Origin of the sequence: Nibrella viscosa (assembly GCF_039541875.1) — a bacterium.
Classification (GTDB): domain Bacteria; phylum Bacteroidota; class Bacteroidia; order Cytophagales; family Spirosomataceae; genus Nibrella; species Nibrella viscosa.
In genome coordinates this window covers 534,265-559,945 of record NZ_BAABHB010000003.1, presented here as the reverse complement: position 1 = coordinate 559,945, position 25,681 = coordinate 534,265, and the positions used below count along the sequence as shown (strand labels likewise).

The following is a 25,681-nucleotide window of genomic DNA, read 5'->3' as shown; positions in this document are numbered from 1 at the left end:
TTATTATTGTAAACCTATGTTATCACTACACCGTATCTTGTCTGCCCCCACCGTTGCAGCCGTTGCGCTTGTTCTGAGCATTACTGCCTGTTCGACCAACGATGGCGAAAAAGTCCAGGAGACCGAAAAAGAAGTCTTTGCTATTCACGATGAAGTTATGCCCCGCATTGACTCCGTGATGATCCTTCGCAAACAGCTTACTCAGCGCATCGACAGCCTCGATAAGGCTGGTTCCACTGCACAGGCAGCTTCGGCAACGGTCCGCGCCGACGATGAAAAAGCCCAGGCAATGCGGCTAAGTCAGCGGCTGAAAGAAGCCGATAGCCTGATGATGGACTGGATGAGCCGGTACAATGCCGATACGCTTAAGCAACTGGATCAGGCGCAGGCCCTCCGATATCTGGAACAGGAAAAAGACAAAATTGCCAATGTTAAAGAGAAAATCAATAGCAGCATTAACGATGCCCGCCAGTACCTCAGCCAATAACCTGCTTGTTCTGCTGGGACTGCTCGTAGGGGTAGCGGGCTGCGGACCATCCAATAACCGCCTGCCGGTGCTTGGGGAGAAACAGGCCGTTACCAAAACAGTCAACGGCAAAGAAGTCGTCGATTCGGTTGACCATACCATACCGAACTTTCGCTTCGTCAGCCAGTACAACGACACGGTGACGGCCAACACGCTCGACGGCAAGATCTACGTAGCCGACTTCTTTTTTGTTAACTGCCCCACCATCTGCCCTAAAATGAAAACGCAGATGAAGCGGGTATATGACCGCTATAAGGGCAACCCGGACGTGATGATGCTCTCCCACACCATTGACCCCGAGCACGACTCGGTTGCGGTGCTGAAGGAGTTTGCCGAAAACCTGGGCGTTTCGGGTCGTCAGTGGCTGTTTGTGACGGGTCTTAAAGAAGACATTTACGAGATTGGTCAGAAAAGCTATATGGTAACAGCCGCCGAAGATAAAACCGCACCCGGTGGCGTGGTCCACAGCGGGGCCTTTATCCTGATCGATAAAGAAAAGCGCGTTCGGGGAGTATATGACGGAACTACGGAAGAAGGTGTTAATAAGCTGATGGGCGATATAGATAAGCTGCTGGCAGAGTATACGCAATGAGAGAGACTATTCAGATTAATTATGTTGTTGGATTACTACTCCTCGTCAATGCCTGCCAGAGTGAGGAAGAAATTAAGCGGCAGAAATACATTACCGAAGGAAAGCAGTTATACAAGACGTATTGCGCCAACTGCCACCAGGCCGATGGCACCGGTCTGGCCAATTTATACCCGCCCCTCAACGGCTCCGATTATCTGGCAAAAAAAGACAGTGTGATTTGCCTGATCCGGTCTGGACAGCAGGGACCGATTATAGTAAACGGCCAGACCTACAACCGGATTATGCCTGCCAATCCGCAGTTGAGCGAACTGGAGATAGCGGAGATAGCTACGTACATCTATAACAAGTGGGGTAATGAAACCGTCACGACAGACATAAAAACGGTACGCGAACAGTTAGCCCAATGCGCTAAACCATCCGGCCAGGCTGTAGCGCCGTAACGACTATTACCCATCCAGCCAGTTCTTGAAGGAAGGAGCGCGTTCGCGGCTCACCAGCACCTCCTCAGCCGACTCCGGCCGGAGTTCCAGCTTCAGCTTGCCGTTAAAATAGTTATGTATCTTCTGAATGGCTGATAGGTTGGCTAGGTACTGCCGGTTCAGCCGGAAAAACTGCCGGGGGTCCACCAGCGTTTCCAGGTCCTCCATCGTGTAGTCGACGATAAACCGACGACCGTCCTGCACTACCAGTCATGACAGTTCATCGGCAGTGTAAAAATACGCCACTTGTTCCTGCGCAATCGCTAGCAATTGCTCCCCCTGCTTCACCAGATAGCGGCTTTTGTACGTGCGCCGGCTCAGGCCCAGGCTATCCAGCAGCGACTCAACCTGCCGTACGTAGGGCGGGGTGAAAAGTCCTGTTTCATCGATTCATACTTCCCCATAGCCGTACTCGGCTTGCACGTTATAGCCACCCAGCAACACCTGCGAAATACCACCACCGAGGGTGAACCGATTGGGGTACGGAAAATCGGCGCGGGATTGGCGCGACGGTACAGCCTAAGCCAGGGCAGCGAAGTTCAGAACCAGTGAAACGGCAAAACCAGCGAAGAGCTACGTAGCGTTTTCATAAGAAATGGGATATACAGTGTGTGTTGGTTCATTTATGCACCAATACTGAACACAACAGCCCGATTCTGAAAACCAGCCGGGGGCAAACATCATGAAAGACAAAGCCACCCCGCATCATACGATAAGGGCGGCTTTGTCTTAGACGGAGTCGGATCAGAATCCGGTACCGCCTTCAATATTGAAGATACCTGTGGGCTTGCGGATTGAATATTGGGAGAAATCCTGATTGGCATCAAGACCAACACCTTTCAGCGTTTCGCCGGTGGCTTTACTGATAACGGTAACGGCTTTTTCGGTGTACACCTTTTTGGTGTTCGGGTTCCAGTTCAGCACATCCGTCAATAGTTTCTCCTGCTTCTGCTTGTTAATGACCACCACATTGCCCATAACAGTATACAGGTCTTTGGCCTTATCATAACGACCCGAATCGGAGCGGAGGGTAGTAACTTCCTCGCCGGCCGGCCCAAAGAAGCTGATGTTCACCGTCTCCGGGTATTTCCGGTCGTCGCTCTGGTAGCGCAGTTGCCGGGCCGTAGTCATTTTAACTTTCAGCACCGCAGCCTCACTATACAGCATCTGCACATTATTAATCTCCTCAATCGGACCGATATAGGGATTTACTTTCCTGGCAGCCTTCTCCTCTTCACAACCGCTAAATCCAAGCAGGCTGCAAACCGCTAATCCGGTAATGAAAAAAGACTTTATGCGCATACGACTCCTGATTATTGGTATTCTGAGCGTCTAGAGCTTATTACTCGCCAAAAGAACATCAGCCGGCAATAATAAGTTTATCCGTGGTCGACCGATTAGTCGATCACCACCTTACGGAACCACAAGTCATTAAGCGATAAACCAAGCGAAATTCGAACGTAGCGCTCCCGGATCTGAGTGCCGGTCAACGCGCCCCGCTGCCCGCCAACCAGGGCCAGGTTAACATGGTTGACCAGGTAGGCACCTACCGGCAGCGATATACCCAGGCTCCCGTTGATGTCGTTCAACTGCCGACCATCCACGGCATAAGGTGTTTTGTTGTACTGAAAGCCCGCCCGGTACGATACCAGATCCCAATAGCGGGTAGAGTTGCTCTTAGGCGTGAACTCGATACCGGCCGCAATATGGAGCGCATCACGCAGATTGCCAGGCTGATCGCTGATGGTACGAAACTGACTCAAAGGATTCAGCCCCACATCAACACCAACAATCAATTGGTTGTTACGCTCAATGCTGACCCCGAACTGTAGCTGGCGCGGCATAGTCACTGAGCCGGCCTGGTTGATTCGGAGCGTATCGGGTGCCGATAAGCTTTGTCCATTCAGCACCTGCTGGTAAATATCAGTTTCGCGGGCTCTTACTTTTGTACCAGGATCAACGGTGGCTCCCACGTTCAGCGTCCAGTTTTCGCTCAGCTTCGGGCGCCAGGCAGCGCCCAACCGCCAGACAAGATCACTGTAATTGACCCGATCGATACGGGTTACCTGCACATCCGTCGACGAGTTAATCAGAACCTGTGAGTCAGAATTATTGGTAACATTGCCGAAAAGGTACGACATCTCCGCCCCCAGAAAGATATTTTTCCAGAGCCGAACCCCGTTTGAAAAAGAAGCTTTATTAATAGCGCCCCGGCCGGAGTACGTATATTCCGCTTCGTAGATGGTACCGGGTATGCGGCCATACTGCCTCGTCTGGTAATCAATATAGCTGTACGGACGCAGGCTCAGCGACATATTCCACCGCGACGAAGCCGGGAACGCCAGTGCCAGATAACTCAGGTTGGCCCCAAAGTCACGCTGAGACTGCTGACTGTCCAGCACGCGCTGACTCAACTGTTTGGATTGTCCGAGAAGGCCGACTTCAAAAATCGTAAACCGCGACCGCCGGGCCAGCAGAGCCGGGTTCTGGCTGTTCAGATAAAATGGGCTGGCGTAACTGACCCCAATGCCGCCCATTCCCAGGTTGGTTACGTTGGCCTGCCCTAAGACCTCACCAATCCCCAGTGCCGAGTAAGGAGAGTTTCCAAACCCCTGCGCCATGGCAGCCGGCGCGGCCAGCGACATGGCCAGTAAACTCATATTCGCAACCCTGCTTACTCGCTTGTAATTACTTGACATTATGTTCTAAAATACGATTCAAACCGATCAGCACCACCTCCGGCGCTACAAATATGGGGGGTTTCAGACGACTTTCAAAAAAGAGAGCGTCTCCCCCACAGACAACTACCTTCAAATCGGGCCGCTCGTTGCGGTGTGCGGCAATAATTCCGTTTAATTCAAACAACATACCGTTGATGGCTCCGCTAAGCATGGCCTGCTGTGTATTCCGGCCCGTCAAGGGCGGCAGTTGCCGCACCGACTGCAAATCCGGCTCAATGAGCGGTAGTCGCTCGGTGAACGTATGCATCCCACGGAAGCGCATCCGCAGACCGGGCGAAATCAGGCCTCCCCGGAATACGCGCCCCCCATCTACAATATCGGCCGTAATGCAGGTACCCATATCAATGACCAGGCAATGCTCACCCGGAAACAACACCGTAGCCCCTACAGCAGCCGCAATTCGGTCGGTACCCAACGTAAGCGGTGTATCATAATCAATGGTTACCGGCACAGGCGTAGTCGTTTCGAACAATAGCCAGTTTGTGGTGTCTGCCATGCCCGTACCGAGTTCGGCCACCTGGCTGCGGAGCTCCTCACCGGGCCGGCTTGTCGATGATACAATTACCCGATCCGGTTGCCGGCCCTTACGGATCTGTTCAGTCAACAACTCCTGAAGGTCGTCCGATGACATATGATACCGCGTTTCCGTCAACGCCAACCCCTCAAACCAGCCCACTTTAAGAGACGAATTGCCCCAGTCGATTACCAGATTCATGGCAGACTATCTATGTTTAAACGTTCAGAAGACGCGCAAAAATTGTAAATAGCCGCTGTTTTTAACCAATTTTAACAAGACAAAATTTACACCACTGCCTGATCAGCTTCTGAACTAAGGGCAGCGAGTAGTTCCGGGCCACCCCGTAGTCATGCTTCATACCAGGCGTCTTATGTAATTCTGCCAAGCATAGCCTTATTGGAACTGCCTCCGGAACTCTTTGGTTTAGTAGCACGTTTTGCTTTTAAACTAGCAATTTTCTTATTGCCTCGCAGAAAACATTCTGAAATTAAAAGCGTTTTATTGACAATAGCAGTAAGTTAATTTATCTTTGCCCGCACAGTTCTGTAGGCAGCGACCTGTTAACTCACTTCTAGAGCGGACGCTGACCGTCAATCCGGCGGACCTTCCAGTAATTTTCAGAAGCAAAAACTTGAACACCGCACGACGGATCGTCACCCTGGTGGCTGATTGTTTTTAGCTACCATTGTTAAGGGGCAGTTTGGGTTAGTGACCCGGTCATACAAACCACTTCCTCTACTTAATTAATGTATTTTTCGTATAATTAACTAACCCTCAAAAGCCTCCGCCCTGCATTGACAGGTAACCAGCGATCGGCAACTCGTTACTTTCCATCGATCACTATTTCACATGTAGCAAGTCTGTCTTGCTAGTCAGTACTGTATGTATAACATTGAAGAATTAAATCTGAAACTCTTGTCGGAGCTACGCGCTATTGCCGATGAGTTTGGTATCAGCGACACCAGTAAATACCAGAAAAAAGAATTGGTTTATAAGATATTGGACCAACAGGCCCGTATGCCGGTTCCGGAAGAGGCTGTAGCCACCGCCCAGCCGGCCGAAGGGGTACGACGGGGTCGTCGGGGCCGTTCGGTGCAGCCACAATCAGCGGGCGAACCGGCCACCGTTAGCGCAACGGATACTCCGGCCGCCGATATCACACCCGATGAACCGGACAGCAAACCGATAGCAAACGGTTCGCCGGGCGAAGGCGAACAGCGGAACCGGCAACGCGTTCGGCGGGATGCCGGCGCGGCAGATACTCCTCCCCCTGCCCCGGAGGAAGGCTTTGTCAGCCGCACGGAAGAAGGCCAGGGCCGTCAGCCCCAGGAAGCAAGATCACACGAAGCCGAGCCCCGTGACACCCGCTCACGAGAGGCCGGGCCACGAGAGGATGGGCCACGTTCGGCCGGACGTCGGGAAGGGAATCAACGGCCTAACGGGCCACGAGAGGCCGGGCCACGAGAGGCCGGGCCACGCGATGTAAATCGGCGGGATATAAAACCTCGGGAAGAAAGACAAGTTCGTTCTGCCGACGCGGGTAGGCCTGAAACTAATCCCAGACGCCGGGAACGTACCCGTCCGGTAACCGATGATCCGGCACTGGCAACGGGTCCCGAAACCGACGATGTGTTGTTCTCCGGCACCAATGAGAATTCGCCGGAAACAACGTTTATGACCTCACCGGAAGTTGCGCCGGAAACAGCCCGTACCGATGGGGATGGCCAACAACCTTCCGATAACATTGCACCGGTTGCCCCTCAGGAGCCGAATGGTGCGCCGGAAGGCGAACGGCCTCAATATGCCGCTCCGGCTCAGCCGGCTATCAATCAGCCATCGCGGGAAGCCCAGGAATATACAAACCGTATTCGCCGGCAATATAATCAGCACGTCCGGGAGTTCGACGGTATCATCGAGAACGAAGGGGTACTGGAAATTATGCAGGATGGCGGCTACGGTTTTCTACGCTCGGCCGATTACAATTACCTGGCCAGCCCGGATGATATTTACGTGTCGCCTTCGCAGATTAAGCTATTTGGTCTGAAGACAGGTGATACGGTACGTGGCCAGATTCGTCCACCGAAAGAAGGGGAAAAATACTTTGCTCTGCTGCGGGTAACGACAGTGAACGGCAAAACGACCGAAGAAATCCGCGACCGGATACCGTTTGAGTATCTGACTCCGCTGTTTCCGGAAGAACACCTTAAACTAAGCACCCGGCCAGACCAGTACTCAACACGCCTGCTGGATCTGTTTGCCCCTATTGGTAAAGGCCAACGGGGTATGATTGTGGCTCAGCCAAAAACCGGTAAAACAGTCCTGCTCAAAGAGATTGCCAACGCCATTACTAAGAATCACCCGGAGGTTTACCTGATTATCCTGCTCATCGACGAGCGGCCGGAAGAAGTAACGGACATGGCCCGGAGCGTAAATGCCGAGGTAATCTCATCGACTTTTGATGAACAGGCCGAGCGGCATGTGAAAGTATCGAGTATGGTGCTGGAGAAAGCCAAGCGTATGGTTGAGTGCGGCCATGATGTTGTAATTCTCCTCGATTCTATTACGCGTCTGGCGCGTGCGTACAACACCGTGGTTCCCTCATCGGGTAAAATCCTGTCGGGTGGTGTGGATGCTAACGCCCTGCACAAGCCAAAGCGTTTCTTCGGAGCCGCCCGGAACGTAGAGAATGGCGGCTCGCTGACCATTATCGCTACGGCCCTGATTGATACCGGCTCTAAGATGGACGAGGTTATCTTTGAAGAATTCAAAGGTACGGGTAATATGGAACTCCAGCTCGACCGCCGTCTGGCCAACAAGCGCGTATTCCCGGCTATTGACGTGATGGCTTCCGGTACCCGTCGCGAAGACCTGCTGCTCGACAAAGAAGCGCTGCAGCGCGTCTGGATTCTGCGAAAACACATGGCCGATATGAATCCGATGGAAACCATGGACTTCCTGCTCGACCGCCTGAAAGGCACCCGCAACAACGAAGAATTCCTGATTTCGATGAATCGATAGGCAACATTCAGTTGAGCCACAAAAAAGCCCCTTTAAACAAAAGGGGCTTTTTTGTGGATTATGCTTTTGTCACCTGGTCATAGTTACAACCAATGACGTTTTTCAGTGTCAGCGATTCCTGTATCTTTACACAGGTACGCATCCTGAAACGCAGCAGCCCAGCGTTGATGAGCTGATAACCCTGCCACTATCTTCCTGTATGTTGACAAATCGCACGCCCTGGATTATTCTGTTAGTGGTCTGGATAGGAGCCTCCGTCTGGTGGCATGTCTGCAAGATTAAGCAGCTCTGCCCCGATGAGCTTGCCGAGGTTATTCCGATTGTTACGGCTCAGGACAGTATTAAAGCAACCCCACCGCTGCCCGACTATATACCCCCGTTAGTGATTCAGGACCCCGGCCGTTTTATGCTCAAAGCGAATGACAACATCAGCTTTGCGGTTTCATCGCCGGATATTAACCTGAACAGTCTGGAGTTTGTCATTGATTCGGTTGCTGATTACCTCCGGGTTCATCCTGAACGGCGACTGCTGGTGATAGGAACCTACTCACCCAAAGAGCAAAACCCTACACCTTACGAGAATTTGGGCGTGGTCAGGGCCGATCACCTGAAGCAGTATTTCCTGAATATGGGACTTCCGAACAGCCAGTTCGAAACGCGGGGTATTGAAAAAGCCGACCTGTCGTTTACACCGGCCGGTGATTCGTTGTACGGCGTTTTGTCGTTTGTCTTTATGGCAGCCGACAGTACGGGCCGGCTCCGAACGAGTATGATGCCTCAGCTCTCTACCCTTGAAGCCCTGGCCTCAGCCGAAAAGTTTACCAGCGTGTATGATCCCATTAGCCTGTACTTCAGAGAAGGGTCGACGGCTTATATTCATACCAATGAGACAAGTCAATTCTTTAAAGAAGCAGCCCGCTACCTGCGGGATGAGCGGAATCGGTTCAAAAAGCTGCTGATAACCGGCTACACCAGCCAAGCCGGTAAAGACAATGTGTATCTTGCCCGTCAGGGAGCCGAACGTGTCCGGAATCAGATCAGGGAGTTTGGTATTCCATATGGACAAGCCACGGTACAGGCCAGCGTGGGTACTCAGCGTAAGCAAGCCGCCCAGGCAGAAGGCAGCCAGCCCGTACGAAGCTGGGTCACAGTTGTCATTCCCAGGGACACACTCAGACTAAATCCGTAACGACCGACCGATATGATTAACCTGAACCCCCTCAATAGCCCTGACGCACTCTGGCAACATGCCCTTATGTTGTCAATAGCAGCCCTTTTTGGGTTTATGATTAGCTTTATCTCCCGCCGGCAGCTAATCAGCCAATTAACGAATGAACTGGCCAATACTGAACGGGAACTGGATGATTGCCAGAGTATGCCGGCTCCGCCAGTATCATTTCATGCCGGTGACGACCCGATCCTGAACCGGATTCTCTCGCGTCGGAAAGACCTCAATTTCGAACGCATCGGGCGGGCAACGCCGGCAACAGCGGATAATCTGAAAGAGATTGTGGGCATCGGCCCGTTTACGGAGCGAAAGCTAAACGCCCTCGGTATTTTTACCTTTCGGCAGATTGCCCGGTTTACCCGCGATGATATTGAAAAAGTCAATGACATTATCGAGTTCTTCCCCGGCCGTATCGAACGGGACAACTGGGTAGGGCAGGCGCTTGAATTAATCAGCCGAAAACGATAGGTTTACGCCTTCACCCACCACTCTTTACCACACACCAACTATATGTTTGACATTGACCCGCTCAGTCGTCCGGTTGCTATTGCCGAAATCCTGCTTCTGCTCGGGGCTTCTACAGTCTTCGGCTGGCTGATGGCCCGCCTTATTTTCAGCGACCGTATTCAGGCCTTACGTACTCAGATTGCCGAAAAAGAAGCGGAACTGGAAAATTGCCGCCGGACCAAAATAGTGGCCCCAAAAAAGAAGGAGACCAGCGTTGTACCCGCCGACCCTGTCAACCGGCTTGCTGCTTCTGAAGCGGACAGCCATATGGTTTCGCAGCCTTCCCTCTACACGTCATCAGAAACTGCCGACATTAGTCACATTCCAGCTACGTCCGAAGCGGCCGTACTGGCCCGTATTGCCTCGCGGGCGCCGGAGCTCAATTTTGACCGTATCGGCCGGGCTACCCCTGCCGAAGCCGACGACCTGAAAGATATTGTGGGTATTGGTCCACTGCTGGAGCGTAAACTGCATAGCCTGGGGATCTTTACCTACCGGCAAATTGCTAACTTCACAAAGGAAGATATGGCTAAAGTGAACGATATAATCGAGTTCTTCCCCGGCCGCATTGAACGCGATAACTGGGTAGGCCAGGCTAAACTGATCTTTGAACGGAAATACGGGTCAAAGATCTAACGCTTTTCCGGGTTATCAGGATAAGCGAGTGGCCTTTTGTGGCGTGCTGCTTAGTTTGGCCGTCTGGCCAGTCTGGAAGTAGTCGCAGCGGCTTTGCAGCACACAGGCGGGGCACTTCGGCTCATACCAGGTGCAAACGCGCTGCCCATGCCAGAAAAAGTGCTTATGAAAATTATACAGCGTTTCGGCAGCGGGCGGTAAGTAGGAAAGCAGCAACGTATGCGCTTTTTCGGCACTTACCTTTGGGCCAATCAGACCCACCCGCTGCGTAACCCGGTGTACATGCGTATCGACGGGCAGAACGGGCTTATGAAACTCAAACAGGAGCAGTAAGGTAGCCGTTTTGGGGCCTACCCCCGGCAAGCGGTTTAGCCACCGCATAGCCTCTTCGGTGGTAAGCTCGTGCAGAAAATCAATGTTGGCCTCTCCCCGCTCCTGGATAATGGCCATTAGCACAGCTTTAATGTAAGACGCTTTTACGTCGGGGTAATTAGCTGTTTTAATGGCATCGATCAACTCGTTCAGCGGGGCATCGCGGACGCCCTCCCAGGTGCCAAACCGCTCCATCATGGTACGGTAGGCCGTCATCTCGTTGACGTAGGTGGTGCGGTGCGACAGAATAGTCCGGATCAGCTCACGCATCGGATCTTTGCGCTCATAGAGATCCTGCACCCCATACTGCTCGTTCAGCGTCTCGTGCGCCCAGCGCGTTTTCTCAATCAGCTCTTCTCTCATTCCCACTACTACCGTTCACTTAGCTTACAGGCTTAACCTGGTGTTCGGAGAAGCTGTTTTATTCAGGGGTAAAATAACGGAAAGAAGCTACTGTGCCGCTGCTATAAGCTGTTCCGCTAAACGGGTCAGGCCAACCGTGGCCGGCTCCGGGATAAAGGTCAGGTTCTTCCGCGACGAAATATCCGGGATATTGGGATCGATAATGTAGATAGGTGCTCCGGCTCGGACGTAATACACTAAGCCGGCCGCCGGGTACACCACCAGTGAAGTACCTACAACGATGAAGATGTCCGCCTGCTCAGTGATGTCGATAGCGGTATCCATCATCGGCACAGCCTCGCCAAACCAGACAATATGCGGACGGAGCTGTGAACCTTTTTCGCAAACATCTCCGCGTTTCAGCTCCCAGCCGTCTATGTCGTAAATCAATGATTCGTCGGCCGTGCTGCGTGATTTGAACAGTTCGCCGTGCAGGTGCACAACGTCCGACGAGCCGGCTTTCTCGTGCAGGTTATCGACGTTCTGGGTGATGATAGTTACGTTGTAATACTCCTCCAGCTTTACCAGCGCCCGGTGGCCGGCATTAGGCTCTACGGTAAGGGCCTGCTTCCGGCGCTGGTTATAAAAGTCCAGCACCAGATCCGGGTTTCGCTGCCAGGCTTCGGGCGTAGCCACGTCTTCAATCCGGTGGTTTTCCCACAAGCCGTTCGAATCCCGAAAGGTAGCAATACCGCTTTCGGCGCTGATGCCGGCACCAGACAGAACGACGATTTTCTTTTTCATAATAAGGGGAAATAGAATGCGTATGACGCGGATCGGGCCGATTTACGCAGATAAAATTTAAATATAATTTGCGTAAATCGGCTCAATCCGCGTCATCTGCGTTCTATTTTATTTTTTCGCAGCCTTCTTAGTCGTTTTAGCCGCAGCTTTAGCTGGAGCTTTTTTTGCCGGGGCCTTTTTGGCCGGGGCTTTTTCGGGCGTAGCGCCGGACGCAGGCTCGCCGGCCAACTCCAGACATTTTTCCAGCGTCAGCGATGCCGGGTCAATGTCTTTCGGAATCTTGACGTTCCGCTTGCCGACGGCAATGTACGGCCCGTACATGCCATTAACTACCTTTACGCTTGTATTCTCGGCAAACTCCTTAATGTATTTGTTGCTCTCCGTCTGCCGCTTTTGCTGAATCAGTTCGATGGCCCGCTCCAGCGTCATACCCGCCAGGGTATCACCCTTCGGTATCGAGATGTACTTATCTTCAAACTTGACATACGGCCCAAACCGGCCCTTACCGGTCGTTACCGATTTACCTTCAAACTCGCCCAGCGTATCACTCACCGATTCGGCTCGCTTCTGCTGGATAAGCTGAACAGTCCGCTCGGCAGTGATGGTGTACGGATCATCTTCTTTGGTAAGCGACACGTATTTATCATCATGCTTCACGTACGGACCAAACTTACCGATGCCGATGGTCATCGGTTTTTCTTCAAAGAAGCCAACCTCACGGGGTAAGGCAAAGAGATCGAGTGCTTCGTCCAGAGAAATCGTTTCAATAAGCTGGCCAGTGCGCAGGTTGGCAAATTGCGGTTTGTCTTCGTCGGTGGCTTCGCCTATCTGTACGTACGCTCCGTATTTACCCAGCCGCGCCGATACCTTTTTGCCAGTTCGCGGGTCGATACCGAGGTCACGCCCGGCCGACTTGGACGCTGATACTGCGGACCCTTGAACAGTTTCGACATTCTTGTGAAAATCACCGTAGAATTCTTCCAGCATCCGCTGCCAGTTCAGTTTACCCTCAGCAATCTCATCAAACTCCTTCTCAACGGTGGCCGTGAATTTGTAATCGACAATCTCCGGGAAGTACTCGACCAGAAAATCATTGACCACCATACCGGTATTGGTCGGGAACAGCTTGGCTTTTTCTGAGCCGAACGTCTCTTTACCGGTTGTCTCCCGAACGGCGTTGCGTTCCAGAATCAGTTCTTTAAACGGCCGCTCCTGCCCGGCTTTGTCCTGTTTGACAACGTAGCCCCGGTTGATGATGGTCGAAATTGTAGGCGCGTAAGTCGACGGGCGACCAATACCCATTTCTTCCAGTTTTTTTACCAGGCTGGCTTCCGTGTATCGGGGTTGCGGACGCGAAAATTTCTCGGTGGCCTTCATCTGCCCCAGATTCAGTAGCTGACCGATCGTCAGCGGAGGCAGCATGCCTTTGTTTTCCTCGTCTTCCGCATCATCTTTCGACTCTAGGTAAACTTTCAGGAAGCCGTCGAATTTAATAACCTCACCCTGGGCAACCAATTCTTCAGGTGTTGTAGAAATAGCGATGGTAGCGGTAGTACGCTCCAACTGGGCGTCGGCCATTTGTGAAGCAATCGACCGCTTCCAAATTAGTTCGTACAGGCGCTTCTCGTCTTTGTTGGCACCGGCATGGCGGTCGGCGAAGCTGGTCGGCCGGATCGCTTCGTGGGCCTCCTGCGCCGACTCATTCTTGGTTTTATACTGCCGGGTGTGCAAATACTTGTCGCCAAACTCTTTGACAATCTCTCCCGTGGCGTTGTCGATTGCCTCCTGCGACAGACTGGTCGAGTCGGTACGCATGTACGAGATCTTACCAGCTTCGTAGAGGCCCTGCGCCAGCCGCATGGTGCGGTCTACGGCAAAGCCCAGTTTACGGGAAGCTTCTTGCTGTAGGGTTGAGGTAGTAAAGGGCGGAGCCGGTGATTTCTTGCCCGGTTTGGTTTCGAGATTGCGAATGGTGAACGTAGCCCCAATGCATTTCTCCAGAAACGCCCGGGCCTCTTCAACTTTGGCAAACGACTTGGGTAATTCGGCGTTTAGGACTTTGCCGTCGGTGAGCAGGAACTGCGCCGTCACCTTAAAGCTTGATTTCGCCTGGTGCTGCTCTACTTCCCGCTCCCGCTCAACGACCAGCCGCAGGGCTACCGACTGCACCCGGCCGGCCGACAGCCCGGTGCTGCCACCCCTGATCTTACGCCAGAGTACGGGAGACAGTTCATAGCCCACCAGCCGGTCGAGCACCCGACGCGCCTGCTGGGCATTCACCAGATCGACATCAATATTACGGGGCGAACGAATGGCATTCTGGATCGCGTTCTTGGTAATCTCCCGGAATACGATCCGCTTGGTATTATCTTTCAGGCCGAGCGCTTCTTTCAGGTGCCAGGAGATAGCTTCGCCTTCGCGGTCGTCGTCTGTAGCCAGCCAGACCTCTTCGGCTTCTTTGGCTAACTTCTTCAACTCGCTGATCACCTGCCGCTTGTCAGGCGAAACCTCGTAAGATGGCAGGAAACCGTTCTGTACATCGACCGCCAGACCATCTTTGGGCAGGTCTCGTACGTGCCCAAAGCTAGACTTCACTGTGTAGTCTTTGCCCAGGTAACCCTCAATGGTTTTTGCCTTCGCCGGCGACTCTACTATGACTAAGTTTTTTGACATAAAAGGGTATTCAGGTTGCAAATAACCGCCCATCCATTCCCTCAAACAGCCGTTATCGGACTATCCCCTCTCAGGCAGGGGCCAAATATAGACGCAAAACCGGTAACTTGTGCAATGAACAGGTACCGGCTTTTTTAACGGAAAATTCTGGATGGGCTGTGTAGGCGTAACAACTTGTAGCGGCCGAACGTTCTAAAAATTACCGTAGAAAACCCCTCCGACCCGATTTTCAGAACCAGACTGATCCTTCCGCCTAAAACTACAGACGAATAAAGGCAGCAATAAACAGGCACAATAAACCCTATCCGCCAACATATAAGAAAAAGTCCTAATTTTGCCGCCGTAACCGGGAATCCGAAAGCTGTTATCCCGGTTATCCAAACAGATAGTTCCTTTAGTAACCGTATTCCCTCTATACTATGGCTTTTGACTTTGACATGATTCAACGCGTGTACGCCGGATTCGGTGAGCGCGTCGAAGCAGCCCGGCAAGTTGTGGGACGCCCCCTAACACTGTCGGAGAAAATCTTATACGCCCACCTCACAGCCGGCACCCCAACGCAGGCTTTTGAGCGGGGTAAGACGTATGTTGATTTTGCGCCGGACCGCGTTGCTATGCAGGACGCTACCGCGCAGATGGCCCTGCTGCAGTTTATGCAGGCCGGCCGAGCCACAGTAGCGGTTCCGTCTACGGTTCATTGCGACCACCTGATTCAGGCCGAAGTCGGTGCCGATCAGGATCTGGATGTAGCCAAAAACAAAAACAGAGAGGTGTACGACTTCCTGTCGTCGGTCTCCAATAAATATGGTATTGGTTTTTGGAAGCCGGGTGCGGGTATCATCCATCAGGTTGTGCTGGAAAACTATGCCTTTCCCGGCGGTATGATGATCGGTACCGACTCGCACACGCCTAACGCGGGTGGTTTGGGTATGATCGCCATCGGGGTGGGTGGTGCCGATGCCTGCGACGTGATGGCCGGCCTGCCGTGGGAGTTGAAAATGCCGAAACTGATTGGTGTAAAACTAACCGGTAAACTGAGCGGCTGGGCCGCGCCAAAAGACGTGATCCTGCGCGTGGCGGGTATCCTGACCGTGAAAGGCGGTACCGGCTGTATTGTGGAATACTTCGGCGAAGGGGCCGAAAGCATGTCGGCAACCGGTAAAGCTACCATCTGTAACATGGGTGCCGAGATTGGGGCTACAACCTCGATCTTCGCCTATGACGAGAGCATGGCCAACTACCTCCGCGCTACCAACCGCGCCGATATCGCCGATGCCGCCAATGCGGTTAGACAGCACCTGCGGTCCGACGATGAGGTATACACTGATTCGGCACAGTATTTCGACCAACTGATTGAAATCAACCTGTCGGAACTGGAGCCGCACATCAACGGTCCCTACACCCCAGATTTGGCATGGCCGCTCTCTAACTTCGCCAAAGCGGTGAAGGAAAACGGCTGGCCTGAGAAGCTGGATGTGGGTCTGATCGGCTCCTGCACCAACTCTTCCTACGAAGACCTGACCCGTTCGGCCTCCATTGCGGCTCAGGCAACGGAGAAAAACCTGAAAACCAAGTCGGAGTTTACCGTTACCCCTGGCTCTGAGCTGGTCCGGTTTACGGCCGAGCGCGATGGGCTGCTGCAAACGTTTGAAGGTATCGGTGGTGTGGTCCTGGCGAATGCCTGCGGTCCCTGTATCGGTCAGTGGGCGCGTCATATTGACGATCCGAACCGGAAAAACTCCATCATTACCTCCTTCAACCGGAACTTCGCCAAGCGAAACGATGGGCTGGCCAGCACCCACGCGTTTGTGGCGTCACCGGAAATCGTGACAGCCTTTGCCATTGCCGGTAGCCTGACATTCAACCCGATGACCGATAAGCTGGTCAACGAAAACGGGGAAGAAGTGATGCTGGATGAGCCGCAGGGTATCGAGCAGCCGCCGAGAGGGTATGACGTAGAAGACGCCGGCTACCAGGCTCCCGCCGAAGACGGCAGTCAGGTACAGGTAAAAGTAAGCCCTACCTCCGACCGTCTGCAACTGCTCGACGCGTTCCCGGCCTGGGAAGGAACCGACCTGAAAGGATTGAAACTGCTGATCAAGGCAAAAGGCAAGTGTACGACGGACCATATCTCGATGGCCGGTCCGTGGCTGAAGTACCGTGGTCACCTCGACAACATCTCCAACAACATGCTGATTGGAGCCGTGAACTACTACAACGACAAGACCAACACAGTGAAGAACCAACTGACCGGCGAATACGGCGAAGTGCCGGCCGTTCAGCGGGCCTACAAAGCCGCCGGCATCGGCTCGGTAGTGGTTGGTGATGAGAACTATGGCGAAGGTTCATCCCGCGAGCACGCAGCGATGGAGCCGCGTCACCTGGGCGTTCGGGCCATTCTGGTACGGTCTTTTGCCCGTATCCACGAAACCAACCTGAAAAAGCAGGGTATGCTGGCCCTGACGTTTGTCAACCCCGCCGACTACGATAAAGTGCAGGAAGATGACAACATAGAGATCCTGGGTCTGACCGAGTTCGCGCCCGGCAAGCCGCTGACCGTGGTCCTGCACCACGTCGATGGTACCGTCGACGAGTTCCCGGTAAATCATACGTACAACCAGGGTCAGATTGAGTGGTTCAAAGCCGGATCGGCCCTGAACCTGATCAAGATGCGCGTAAACGCTTAGTAGAACTTGTACAACGGAATTGTATTCCGTTTCTGGTAGAACGGAATACAATTCCGTTGTACAAACAGCCGGCTAATCATCCTGTCTCTACAGCGCATGATTAGCCGGTTCTGTTTTTGACAGGTATTTCCCAACGGCATACACAAATTTTTACTTGATTTGTGTATGCGACTATTTCCTAAAACTCAACAGTTCCTCTTCTGGCTTTTCATTAGCGTTGGCTTCTCAATCCTGTGGGCATTTACACGCCCAAAGCTATCCCTGAGCCAAGCTGCTCCTATCCGCCCTAACATCGTCTTTATCCTCGCCGATGACCTTGGCTGGGGTGACCTGTCGAGTTTCGGTGCGCCGGACCTGCGAACACCGCATATAGACAGCATCATCAACGGCGGAGTCAAGTTCACTAACTTTTACGCCAATAGTCCGGTCTGCTCGCCAAGCCGGGCGGCTCTGCTATCGGGGCGGTGGCCGGAGCGGATGGGGGTGCCGGGCGTGATTCGGGATGAGACCTGGGATAGCTGGGGCTACCTGGCTCCCGGCCGACTTCTGCCTGACCATCTAAACAAAGCCGGTTACCACACCGCCCTGGTGGGGAAATGGCATCTTGGACTGGAATCACCCAATCTGCCCAACGAGCGGGGATTTCAGGAGTTTTATGGGCTGCTGGAAGGCATGATGGACGACTACGTAGCCAAGCGCCGGCACAATACCAACTTCCTGCGGCATAACAAGCAGACTGTTGACCCGCCCGGCCATGCAACTGACCTGTTCACGGATGAAGCCGTCAACTACCTTAACGGCCGCAAAGCCAAAGCCAATCAGCCTTTCTTTCTCTACCTCGCCTACACCGCTCCGCATGACCCTTTGCAACCACCCGCCGAGTGGCTCGACCGGGTACAGAAGCGCGAACCGGGCATCGACCCCGTACGGGCCAAACTGGTGGCCCTGATCGAGCATATGGACCATAACGTGGGCCAGGTACTGGCTGCGCTGAAAGCCAATGGACAGCTCAGCAATACCCTGGTCATCTTTACCAGCGACAACGGCGGCTGGAAGCCCGGCAAAGCCAATGTAGGCCCTTACCGAGGTTTCAAAGGCACCATGTATGAAGGCGGCATCCGCATTCCCACCGGTGCCATGTGGCCGGGACATATTCAGGCCGGACGGGTATCCCCGGAAAAACTGCTCTTGATGGACTGGATGCCTACCCTGCTGCAAGTGGCCGGTGCTGCCGTTCCGGCCGGATTAGATGCCCAGTCTTTTTTGCTCCAAATGACCGAAGCCAACGCCCCCGCCCTACCCGAGCGGCCGCTGTACTTTGTTCGTCGCGAAGGGCAGGACACCTACAAAGGTTTGCAGATACACGCGCTGCAACTGGCCGACTGGAAACTCCTGCAACCAACCCCGTTTGCGCCTTACGAACTCTACAACCTGAAAAACGACCCGGCCGAGACCACTGATCTCTTTTCTAAAGAGCGGAAGAAAGCCGATGAACTGGTTAAGATGCTGATGGAGCATATCCGGCTAGGCGGCTCGGTGCCGTGGCAGAAGCCAGTTGGTACCCGATAGTTGACCATGACACTTTTTGCTTTGCCGGAAAACCTATAAGTTCGCGCCATGAGTACGCAACCTATAGCCGCGCTGTTCGATATGGACGGCGTTATTGTCGATAATCACCGGTACCATACCGATTCCTGGTTTCAGTTTGTAGGCCGTTACGGCCTTTCGCTAACACCAGAACAATACGCTTCGTACATAAATGGTCGGGTAGCGGCCGATTCATTACCGTATGTATTTCAGCGTTCGCTGACACCGGAGGAACTTGTCACCTATACGGAAGAGAAAGAAGAGATTTACCGGGAGATGTACCGCGCCAATCTCCAGCCTACGCCCGGCTTAATTTCATTTTTGGAGGAGCTGAAGCACAATCAGGTACCAATGGCGGTTGGCACGTCGGCACCCGTCAGCAATATTTCGTTTACGCTGGACGGCATTCAGGTACGGTCGTATTTTGATACGGTGGTTGATGCCTCCATGATTACGCGGGGTAAGCCGGACCCGGAGATTTACCTCACCGCTGCGGAGCGGCTGGGTATACCACCAGAGCGGTGCGTCGTTTTTGAAGATGCCTTTTCAGGAATTGAAGCCGGGCTGCGGGCCGGTATGCGCGTTGTTGCTCTGGCTACTACCCATACGCGGGAAGAGTTGACGAATACGGGGGCAAGTTTGATTATTGCTGATTTTAGGGAGATTAATTTTAAACAGTTGATAGAACGCGTAATAGAACGCGGCCGGGCTGGCGTTTCATAATTTATGCGCATAGGCATTGAAATAGGCGGCACCAAGCTGCAACTTGTAACTGGCAACGATACCGGACAGATCAGCCAACGGTATCGTTTTGCGGTAGATAAAGAGTTGGGAGCCACGGGAATCTTAAACCATATTGACCAGGTTCTCCGGCAACTACCCGAGCAACCTACGTCTATCGGCGTTGGCTTCGGCGGCCCCGTCGACTGGAACACCGGCCGTATAGCTACCTCTCACCAGGTAGCGGGCTGGGCGGGCTTTGGTTTAGCCGACTGGCTTCGCGAGCGAACAAATGCAGCTACCATACGGATCGAAAACGACGCGAATGTGGCCGCGTTGGGTGAAGCCAAGCGAGGGGTAGCCAGTTCGTTTAAGCATGTTTTTTACGTCACCTTAGGCAGTGGTGTCGGCGGGGGTATGGTTGTCGATGGCAACATATACCACGGCGCTATACCCGGCGAAGCGGAGATCGGCCACCTCTGGCTGGTTCCGCCCGATGCGTCCGGCAATCCGGGGCAGACAGTGGAGCAGACCTGCTCGGGTTGGGCGGTAGACCGTCAGATTCGTGACCTGCTCCCCCAACTCGACGATAGTTCTCCGCTAAAGAAGCTGGTTGGCAACACTATTGGCGGAGAAGCCCGCTTTCTGCACCCGGCTTATGAGAAGAGCGATCCGGTGGCCCGGATGCTGATTGAGCAAATTGGCTCAGTGCTGGCGTTTGGCCTGTCGCATGTCGTACATTTGTTCCACCCGCAGGCCATCGTGCTGGGCGGAGGGCTGTCATTAATCGGTGAGCCATTAAGAGCCGCTGTTCGTACAGCTTTGCCCCGGTTTGTTATGTCGGCCTTTCACCCGGCTCCGGTTGTGTTGCTGGCCAAATTAGGCGAAGATGCCGTGCCGGTGGGAGCCTTACTTTTATCATCATGAGTTACTTTCAGGATTACCTAAACCAACAAAAAGCCGCCTACGATTCTATCCCCGTAGAGCAGGTAGCCCGCATCGCCGATTTGATGAAACAATGCTGGCAGGAGGATCGCCAACTCTTCGTGTTCGGCAACGGTGGCAGCGCGGCCAACGCGTCACACTTCATCACCGACCTGGGCAAAGGCGCTTCTGATAAGCTTGGCAAACGCTTCCGATGCCTGTCGCTTAACGACAACACGGCCTGGCTCACTGCACTGGGCAATGACTACTCGTACGATGATGTCTTTGTCGGGCAGTTGCAGAACTACGCCCGGCCCGGCGATCTGGTGCTGACCATGAGTGTTAGCGGCAGTTCACCCAACCTGGTCAAAGCTATGGACTGGGCCAATCAGCAGGGTCTCACTACCGTTGCCCTCGTCGGCGGCAAGCGCGGCAAACTTGCCGATCTGGCACAGGAGGTCATCGTCATCGACTCCGAACACTATGGCCGTGTCGAGGACGCGCATATGACCATTTGCCATATGCTATGCTATACCTTTATGGAACAAAACGTTTAAGACTCAGCTATACCGATCGTTGCGCCAGGGATAAGCGGTGTTGGAGTAGCCGCGTTCTTCCCAGAAACCAAGCTGGTTGCCGGCCAGAAATTCAATACGCTTGATCCATTTGGCCCCTTTCCAGGCGTATAGCTGGGGGGTAATCATGCGGAGCGGCCCGCCATGTTCGCGGGGCAGCGGCTCACCGTCGGCGGTATGCACCAGCAGCACATCGGGCTTCAGGGCCTCTTCCAGCGAGATGTTGGTGGAGTACCCGTCGTAGCCGTAGCACATGATGTGCGTAGCCGTATCTTTCGGACGAACCAGCGCGGCCAGGTCCATAAACCGGATGCCACCCCAGGGGACATCCAGCCGCGACCAGGTGGTTACGCAGTGAAAGTCACTGATGTCTTCTACCTGCGGCAAAGCCATCAGATCCGGCCATTTCAGTCGCATGGGCTCTTCTACTTCACCGTCTAGCGCGAGTTGCCATTTATCCAGCGGTATGTTCGGCTGGTAGCCCAGGTCTAATACCGGCCACTTTTTGGTTATGGTTTGGCCAACCGGCACCTGCGGCATCCCGTGGCGGTTAGTTGGCCCGGAGCCCCTCGGTTTGTCATCGGCCATAGACGGTGTTTGCGCCATTTTCTCCTCAAACCGACGCTTCAGCCTCATCCGGGCGTCAATGATTTTATCCAGCTTCTCGTTCGTATCCATTATTTTAAAAAGGTACTTTCTATGAACGAAAACCGTTGTATAGGCTTTAAGTTCACGGTCAGCAAATTGGCGGGAAAAGTGGTATCTTTGGTAAACAACCCAATGACTAATGACTGCACAACCTAAAATATATTATACCCCGGAGCAGTACCTGGAACGGGAGCGTGAAGCTCTTTATAAAAGCGAGTACCACAATGGCGAAATATTCGCTATGGCCGGCGCTTCGCCCAACCATGTTCGTATTACGGCGAATCTCACCATTGAGACTGGGATAAAGCTGCGTGGCTCATCGTGTCGGGGATATTCCAGCGATTTGCGCCTGCACATACCAGAGACTACTTTGTACACCTACCCCGATATACTGGTTATCTACGGACCAAACCAGTACGCCGATGCTAAGCGGGATACGGTAACTAACCCTACGCTTATTATCGAAGTATTATCAAAAAGCACTGAAGCCTACGACCGGGGGAAAAATTTGTCTTCTACCGCCGGATTCCCACTTTATCTGAATACGTGCTTATCGACTCGCAAACGATCCGGGCCGAAGTGTTTCGGAAAGGTGAAAACGATTTCTGGTTTCTGGCCTCAGAAGCTCAGTCCATCAACGAAAGCATTTATCTGGCCAGCATCGACCTGACGATCAGTATGCCCGTGGCGTATGCCGATACCGAGGATATTCTGCCTGTAAACGCCTGAATCAGGACACCCGCACGTAGCTGCCCAGCCACTTCACTTCAGCCGTGTGGTGATTCAGAATATCCTTTAAGGCAGGGTCATCAACGTGCCCTTCGCATTCGAGCAGGAACCAGTAGCGGAAGGTAGCGCCTTCGCGGAGTGGCCGGCTTTCTATTTTGGTCAGGTTGATGTTGCGGGCGTTGAACTCCTGGAGAAACTCAGCCAGCACACCGGGTTTGTTGGTATTGGCCAGCCGGGCAATCAGGGTAGTCTTGTCGTGACCACTGGGCTGGTTCACAAAATCCTTCGCCAGAATCAGGAAGCGGGTGCGGTTCAGGTCACTGTCTTCTATGTTATCGAACAGGATGGGTACCGTAAAGAGCTTGGCCGCAATGTGGGAGCAGATGGCGGCTGCATTGGGCTGCTGAGCAGCCAGTTTGGCGGCCTTAGAGGTAGATTCAACCGGCACCATCTCCACCTCGGTATCCTCGAAATATTCACTCAGGAATTTACTGCACTGCCGGAACGCAATGTCTTTAGAGTAGATGTGGGTAATTTCGTTGATGTTGTCCGACTGAGTGGCAAACGTAAAATGCACCGGAATCTGGGCTTCGGCGGCAATAGTCAGCTCTTTTTCCAGCAGCAGGTCGATAGTTTCATTCACAACCCCCTCCTGGTTATTTTCAATCGGCACCACCCCGAACCGCGTCCGGCCTGTCTCTACGCTCTCAAATACTGAGCGAATTGTAGGCAACGCCATATAGGAACTCATGGCTCCAAACCGGCTTTCGGCTACCTGATGGGTAAAGCTCCCCTCTGGCCCTAAAAAGGAAACCCGCTCCGGCAATTCCAAATTGCGCGAAACGGCAAAGATTTCCAGAAAGATAGCTTCAATAGCCGCCCGGTTCAGCAGGCCGTTGTTTTGCCGGGTAAGCCGGTCTACAATCTGAAGCTCCCGCTCAGGCCGGTAAATGATGGCATTGCTTGACCGTTTCAGTTCCCCCACCTGCCGCACCAGGTCCATACGCTGGTTGAGCAGGCTGAGCAATTGGTCATCAATGGAGTCAATCTGGTTACGGAGGGATTCAAGCGTCATACAGGGAATTAAGAGTGATGAGTTACGAATTAAGCGTGGTAAGCTGCAAAGCTACTAACCCATTCTCCATAATTCTTCACTCATCACTCTTAATTCTTAACTCCTACACCAAAGCGGCTTCTTCGATGTCTTTTTCGATGCGCAGGTTTTCAATGATAAACCGCTGACGGTCGGGCGTATTCTTGCCCATATAGTAGCTGAGCAGTTTGGGAATGGAAGTTTCCTTCTCCATAATCACCGGCTCCAGGCGCATGTTTTCGCCGATAAAGAGTCCGAATTCTTCGGGAGAGATTTCACCTAATCCTTTAAACCGGGTAATCTCGATCTTGCGGCCACCCGACGATAGCTTGTTCATCGCTTTCTGCTTCTCTTCTTCCGAGTAGCAATAAATGGTCTCTTTGTGGTTCTTCGGGTTGCGTACCCGAAACAGGGGCGTCTCCAGAATATACAGGTGACCGTTCCGCACCAGATCGGGGAAGAACTGTAGGAAGAACGTCAGCATCAGCAACCGGATGTGCATGCCGTCGACGTCGGCATCGGTGGCAATCACAATGCGGTTGTAGCGCAGGTTGTCCAGCCCATCTTCAATATCCAGCGCGTGCTGCAGCAGGTTAAATTCTTCGTTTTCATACACCACCTTTTTGGTAAGGCCAAAGCAGTTGAGGGGCTTACCACGCAAACTGAATACCGCCTGCGTCTGTACGTTACGCGACTTGGTGATTGATCCGCTGGCCGAATCGCCTTCGGTGATAAACAGCGTAGTCTGGTAACGGTCCTCGGCCTTGCTGTCCGGCAGGTGAATGCGGCAGTCGCGCAGTTTTTTGTTGTGCAGATTGGCTTTTTTGGCACGCTCATTGGCTAATTTCTTGATACCTGCCAGTTCCTTACGCTCCCGCTCCGACTGCTCGATCCGCTTCTTCAGCGCATCGCGGGTTTCGGGGTGCATGTGCAGGTAATCGTCCAGCCGGTCTTTCACAAAGTCGAGTACAAACGACCGGACCGTAGGCGCACTGGCATCCGGTGCCATGTTTATTGACCCTAGTTTGGTCTTGGTTTGCGACTCGAACACCGGCTCCTGTACCCGAAGGCTGATAGCCCCAATAATCGACGCCCGCACATCCGACGGATCGTAATCCTTGTTGAAGTGTTCCCGAACCGTTTTGACGATGGCTTCGCGTAAGGCCGCCAGGTGAGTCCCGCCCTGGGTTGTATACTGCCCGTTCACAAACGAGTAGTATTCTTCGCCGTACTGGTTACCGTGGGTCAGTGCGATTTCCAGATCCTGCCCTTTCAGGTGAATAATCGGATACCGGAGTGCATCTTCATCCGTCTTATTTCGCAGCAGGTCGAGCAGGCCATTCTGGGATACAAACTTCTGTCCGTTGAACTGGATGGTCAGTCCGGCGTTCAGGTAGCAGTAATTCCAGATCATATTCTCCAGGAACTGGGGAATGAAGTGGAAGTTCTTAAACACGGTATTATCCGGCTCAAAGATGATCTGGGTACCGTTCCGCTGATTTGTATTCTCCAGGTCCGATTCAGCTGCCAGTTCCCCGCGCTTAAACTCCGCCCATTTGGTCTTGCCGTCGCGGAACGACTGCACGCGGAAGTAGGTGGACAGGGCATTAGTCGCTTTGGTGCCGACACCGTTCAGGCCAACCGATTTCTGAAAAGCGCCGGAATCGTATTTACCACCCGTATTTATTTTGGAAACGCAATCGACTACTTTTCCCAGCGGAATACCCCGGCCGTAGTCGCGTACCTCAACGCGGTGATCGGTGACTTTAATATCAATAATTTTGCCATTCCCCATCACGTGTTCGTCGATGGAGTTGTCAATGATTTCTTTCAGCAGCACATAAATGCCATCGTCGGCGGCTGAGCCGTCGCCCAGTTTTCCAATGTACATACCCGGGCGTAGACGTATATGCTCCCTCCAGTCGAGTGACCGAATGCTATCTTCCGTATACTGTACATTTTGGTTTGTTGTTTCAGCCATGTGTGGTCCTTAAATTGTTCAATTAGACTGGTTGTTGAAGAAAGAAAAAATGATAAGGTGGTTCCCCACGGATTCGGAAAAATGACCCCCTCACCGCCAATATAAGAATTTAATCCGCTGAATAGATAACTATTTAAATTACGACAAAAGTTCACTTACTTTGCTTCCTGAACTGTTGTAAAAGTACTACTTCGAGCTATATCAGCGTTTAAAGAATTGACTTTGCAGAAAAGCTGTCTCCAACAGCACACATCTTAAAAATATGCAAAATAGCCAAATTTTCCATCTTCTAATGGCACAAT

General features: G+C 53.0%; 24 protein-coding genes and 1 pseudogene. 15 read left to right on the top strand and 10 right to left on the bottom strand.

The features are described from left to right. Positions 1–16: 16 nt before the first annotated feature. From ABD931_RS10925 to ABD931_RS10915, 3 genes are read left to right on the top strand one after another with little or no spacing between them, the layout of a single operon-like run. The gene (locus tag ABD931_RS10925; RefSeq protein ID WP_345266894.1) at positions 17–487 is read left to right on the top strand and encodes a viral A-type inclusion protein; all 471 of its coding nucleotides are present in this window, start codon (positions 17–19) and stop codon (positions 485–487) included. After that, positions 462–1,118 (top strand): SCO family protein, encoded by a 657-nt coding sequence (locus tag ABD931_RS10920; RefSeq protein ID WP_345266892.1) that lies wholly within the window; start codon positions 462–464, stop codon positions 1,116–1,118. The genes ABD931_RS10925 and ABD931_RS10920 overlap by 26 nt, the downstream gene beginning before the upstream one ends. Next, complete coding sequence (locus ABD931_RS10915) at positions 1,115–1,558, top strand: c-type cytochrome (RefSeq protein ID WP_345266890.1); 444 nt, start codon at positions 1,115–1,117, stop codon at positions 1,556–1,558. The genes ABD931_RS10920 and ABD931_RS10915 overlap by 4 nt, the downstream gene beginning before the upstream one ends. Positions 1,559–1,564: 6 nt before the next feature. Here ABD931_RS10915 and ABD931_RS10910 read toward each other — a convergent pair whose 3' ends face one another. Further along, a complete protein-coding gene (locus ABD931_RS10910; RefSeq protein WP_345266889.1) occupies positions 1,565–1,801 on the bottom strand; it encodes a LytR/AlgR family response regulator transcription factor in 237 nt (78 codons plus the stop codon). A 66-nt stretch (positions 1,802–1,867) separates the two neighbouring features. Between ABD931_RS10910 and ABD931_RS10905 the strand changes: the two genes are divergently transcribed. Beyond that, complete coding sequence (locus ABD931_RS10905; RefSeq protein ID WP_345266887.1) at positions 1,868–2,149, top strand: hypothetical protein; 282 nt, start codon at positions 1,868–1,870, stop codon at positions 2,147–2,149. A gap of 192 nt (positions 2,150–2,341) precedes the next feature. Here the strand turns inward: ABD931_RS10905 and lptC are convergent, their stop codons facing one another. From lptC to ABD931_RS10890, 3 genes are all read right to left on the bottom strand, one after another. Next, complete coding sequence (gene lptC / locus ABD931_RS10900; protein ID WP_345266885.1) at positions 2,342–2,899, bottom strand: LPS export ABC transporter periplasmic protein LptC; 558 nt, start codon at positions 2,897–2,899, stop codon at positions 2,342–2,344. Positions 2,900–2,994: 95 nt separating this feature from the next. Continuing rightward, complete coding sequence (gene bamG / locus ABD931_RS10895; protein WP_345266883.1) at positions 2,995–4,257, bottom strand: BamG family beta-barrel-assembly machinery protein; 1,263 nt, start codon at positions 4,255–4,257, stop codon at positions 2,995–2,997. 28 nt (positions 4,258–4,285) lie between these two features. Beyond that, on the bottom strand, positions 4,286–5,053 hold the full coding sequence (locus tag ABD931_RS10890) for a type III pantothenate kinase (RefSeq protein WP_345266881.1): 768 nt from the start codon (positions 5,051–5,053) through the stop codon (positions 4,286–4,288). Positions 5,054–5,737: 684 nt separating this feature from the next. Between ABD931_RS10890 and rho the strand changes: the two genes are divergently transcribed. The 4 genes from rho to ABD931_RS10870 all read left to right on the top strand — a co-directional run bounded on the left by rho (position 5,738) and on the right by ABD931_RS10870 (position 10,244). Then, positions 5,738–7,873: a transcription termination factor Rho gene (gene rho / locus ABD931_RS10885; RefSeq protein ID WP_345266879.1), complete on the top strand. Its 2,136-nt coding sequence runs from the start codon at positions 5,738–5,740 to the stop codon at positions 7,871–7,873. Between the two features lie 199 nt (positions 7,874–8,072). Next, a complete protein-coding gene (locus ABD931_RS10880) occupies positions 8,073–9,062 on the top strand; it encodes an OmpA family protein (protein ID WP_345266877.1) in 990 nt (329 codons plus the stop codon). A gap of 12 nt (positions 9,063–9,074) precedes the next feature. Next, the gene (locus ABD931_RS10875) at positions 9,075–9,569 is read left to right on the top strand and encodes a helix-hairpin-helix domain-containing protein (protein ID WP_345266875.1); all 495 of its coding nucleotides are present in this window, start codon (positions 9,075–9,077) and stop codon (positions 9,567–9,569) included. Between the two features lie 42 nt (positions 9,570–9,611). Further along, the gene (locus ABD931_RS10870) at positions 9,612–10,244 is read left to right on the top strand and encodes a helix-hairpin-helix domain-containing protein (protein ID WP_345266873.1); all 633 of its coding nucleotides are present in this window, start codon (positions 9,612–9,614) and stop codon (positions 10,242–10,244) included. A 15-nt stretch (positions 10,245–10,259) separates the two neighbouring features. Here the strand turns inward: ABD931_RS10870 and ABD931_RS10865 are convergent, their stop codons facing one another. The 3 genes from ABD931_RS10865 to topA all read right to left on the bottom strand — a co-directional run bounded on the left by ABD931_RS10865 (position 10,260) and on the right by topA (position 14,435). Beyond that, positions 10,260–10,979 (bottom strand): endonuclease III domain-containing protein, encoded by a 720-nt coding sequence (locus ABD931_RS10865; protein WP_345266871.1) that lies wholly within the window; start codon positions 10,977–10,979, stop codon positions 10,260–10,262. A gap of 87 nt (positions 10,980–11,066) precedes the next feature. Beyond that, positions 11,067–11,762 (bottom strand): SIR2 family NAD-dependent protein deacylase, encoded by a 696-nt coding sequence (locus ABD931_RS10860; RefSeq protein WP_345266869.1) that lies wholly within the window; start codon positions 11,760–11,762, stop codon positions 11,067–11,069. Between the two features lie 108 nt (positions 11,763–11,870). Continuing rightward, the gene (gene topA / locus ABD931_RS10855; RefSeq protein WP_345266867.1) at positions 11,871–14,435 is read right to left on the bottom strand and encodes a type I DNA topoisomerase; all 2,565 of its coding nucleotides are present in this window, start codon (positions 14,433–14,435) and stop codon (positions 11,871–11,873) included. Between the two features lie 419 nt (positions 14,436–14,854). Between topA and ABD931_RS10850 the strand changes: the two genes are divergently transcribed. From ABD931_RS10850 to ABD931_RS10830, 5 genes are all read left to right on the top strand, one after another. Next, a complete protein-coding gene (locus ABD931_RS10850; RefSeq protein WP_345266865.1) occupies positions 14,855–17,122 on the top strand; it encodes an aconitate hydratase in 2,268 nt (755 codons plus the stop codon). A gap of 165 nt (positions 17,123–17,287) precedes the next feature. Then, positions 17,288–18,691 carry a sulfatase-like hydrolase/transferase gene (locus ABD931_RS10845; protein WP_345266863.1) on the top strand — a complete coding sequence of 468 codons (1,404 nt, stop codon included), beginning with the start codon at positions 17,288–17,290 and terminating at the stop codon, positions 18,689–18,691. Positions 18,692–18,739: 48 nt separating this feature from the next. Beyond that, on the top strand, positions 18,740–19,432 hold the full coding sequence (locus ABD931_RS10840; RefSeq protein WP_345266861.1) for an HAD family hydrolase: 693 nt from the start codon (positions 18,740–18,742) through the stop codon (positions 19,430–19,432). Positions 19,433–19,435: 3 nt separating this feature from the next. Next, the gene (locus ABD931_RS10835) at positions 19,436–20,356 is read left to right on the top strand and encodes an ROK family protein (RefSeq protein ID WP_345266859.1); all 921 of its coding nucleotides are present in this window, start codon (positions 19,436–19,438) and stop codon (positions 20,354–20,356) included. Next, the gene (locus tag ABD931_RS10830; RefSeq protein WP_370469316.1) at positions 20,353–20,910 is read left to right on the top strand and encodes a D-sedoheptulose-7-phosphate isomerase; all 558 of its coding nucleotides are present in this window, start codon (positions 20,353–20,355) and stop codon (positions 20,908–20,910) included. The genes ABD931_RS10835 and ABD931_RS10830 overlap by 4 nt, the downstream gene beginning before the upstream one ends. Before the next feature lie 3 nt (positions 20,911–20,913). On the opposite strand, the gene ABD931_RS10825 is transcribed toward ABD931_RS10830, so the two are convergent. Continuing rightward, entirely contained in the window at positions 20,914–21,606 is a 693-nt protein-coding gene (locus ABD931_RS10825; protein WP_345266857.1) for a sulfite oxidase-like oxidoreductase, read from the bottom strand. A 109-nt stretch (positions 21,607–21,715) separates the two neighbouring features. On the opposite strand from ABD931_RS10825, the pseudogene ABD931_RS10820 reads away from it, so the two are divergent. Both ABD931_RS10820 and ABD931_RS10815 read left to right on the top strand, forming a co-directional pair. Then, positions 21,716–22,027, top strand: a pseudogene (locus tag ABD931_RS10820) (Uma2 family endonuclease); the annotation flags it as partial. 95 nt (positions 22,028–22,122) lie between these two features. Next, entirely contained in the window at positions 22,123–22,305 is a 183-nt protein-coding gene (locus ABD931_RS10815; protein ID WP_345267243.1) for a hypothetical protein, read from the top strand. 1 nt (position 22,306) lies between these two features. On the opposite strand, the gene pheA is transcribed toward ABD931_RS10815, so the two are convergent. Next, the gene (gene pheA / locus ABD931_RS10810) at positions 22,307–23,380 is read right to left on the bottom strand and encodes a prephenate dehydratase (protein WP_345266855.1); all 1,074 of its coding nucleotides are present in this window, start codon (positions 23,378–23,380) and stop codon (positions 22,307–22,309) included. A gap of 103 nt (positions 23,381–23,483) precedes the next feature. Further along, a complete protein-coding gene (locus tag ABD931_RS10805) occupies positions 23,484–25,379 on the bottom strand; it encodes a DNA topoisomerase IV subunit B (RefSeq protein ID WP_345266852.1) in 1,896 nt (631 codons plus the stop codon). Positions 25,380–25,681 lie beyond the last annotated feature (302 nt).

Coding starts and splice junctions, on each gene's coding strand:
- ABD931_RS10890 (WP_345266881.1), bottom strand. CDS start 5,053: ATGAATCTGGTAATCGACTGGGGCAATTCGTCTCTTAAAGTGGGCTGG.
- ABD931_RS10825 (WP_345266857.1), bottom strand. CDS start 21,606: ATGGATACGAACGAGAAGCTGGATAAAATCATTGACGCCCGGATGAGG.
- rho (WP_345266879.1), top strand. CDS start 5,738: ATGTATAACATTGAAGAATTAAATCTGAAACTCTTGTCGGAGCTACGC.
- ABD931_RS10805 (WP_345266852.1), bottom strand. CDS start 25,379: ATGGCTGAAACAACAAACCAAAATGTACAGTATACGGAAGATAGCATT.
- ABD931_RS10865 (WP_345266871.1), bottom strand. CDS start 10,979: ATGAGAGAAGAGCTGATTGAGAAAACGCGCTGGGCGCACGAGACGCTG.
- ABD931_RS10915 (WP_345266890.1), top strand. CDS start 1,115: ATGAGAGAGACTATTCAGATTAATTATGTTGTTGGATTACTACTCCTC.
- ABD931_RS10835 (WP_345266859.1), top strand. CDS start 19,436: ATGCGCATAGGCATTGAAATAGGCGGCACCAAGCTGCAACTTGTAACT.
- ABD931_RS10880 (WP_345266877.1), top strand. CDS start 8,073: ATGTTGACAAATCGCACGCCCTGGATTATTCTGTTAGTGGTCTGGATA.
- topA (WP_345266867.1), bottom strand. CDS start 14,435: ATGTCAAAAAACTTAGTCATAGTAGAGTCGCCGGCGAAGGCAAAAACC.
- ABD931_RS10850 (WP_345266865.1), top strand. CDS start 14,855: ATGGCTTTTGACTTTGACATGATTCAACGCGTGTACGCCGGATTCGGT.
- ABD931_RS10840 (WP_345266861.1), top strand. CDS start 18,740: ATGAGTACGCAACCTATAGCCGCGCTGTTCGATATGGACGGCGTTATT.
- lptC (WP_345266885.1), bottom strand. CDS start 2,899: ATGCGCATAAAGTCTTTTTTCATTACCGGATTAGCGGTTTGCAGCCTG.
- ABD931_RS10920 (WP_345266892.1), top strand. CDS start 462: ATGCCCGCCAGTACCTCAGCCAATAACCTGCTTGTTCTGCTGGGACTG.
- ABD931_RS10845 (WP_345266863.1), top strand. CDS start 17,288: ATGCGACTATTTCCTAAAACTCAACAGTTCCTCTTCTGGCTTTTCATT.
- ABD931_RS10830 (WP_370469316.1), top strand. CDS start 20,353: ATGAGTTACTTTCAGGATTACCTAAACCAACAAAAAGCCGCCTACGAT.
- ABD931_RS10875 (WP_345266875.1), top strand. CDS start 9,075: ATGATTAACCTGAACCCCCTCAATAGCCCTGACGCACTCTGGCAACAT.
- ABD931_RS10870 (WP_345266873.1), top strand. CDS start 9,612: ATGTTTGACATTGACCCGCTCAGTCGTCCGGTTGCTATTGCCGAAATC.
- ABD931_RS10860 (WP_345266869.1), bottom strand. CDS start 11,762: ATGAAAAAGAAAATCGTCGTTCTGTCTGGTGCCGGCATCAGCGCCGAA.
- ABD931_RS10925 (WP_345266894.1), top strand. CDS start 17: ATGTTATCACTACACCGTATCTTGTCTGCCCCCACCGTTGCAGCCGTT.
- bamG (WP_345266883.1), bottom strand. CDS start 4,257: ATGAGTTTACTGGCCATGTCGCTGGCCGCGCCGGCTGCCATGGCGCAG.
- pheA (WP_345266855.1), bottom strand. CDS start 23,380: ATGACGCTTGAATCCCTCCGTAACCAGATTGACTCCATTGATGACCAA.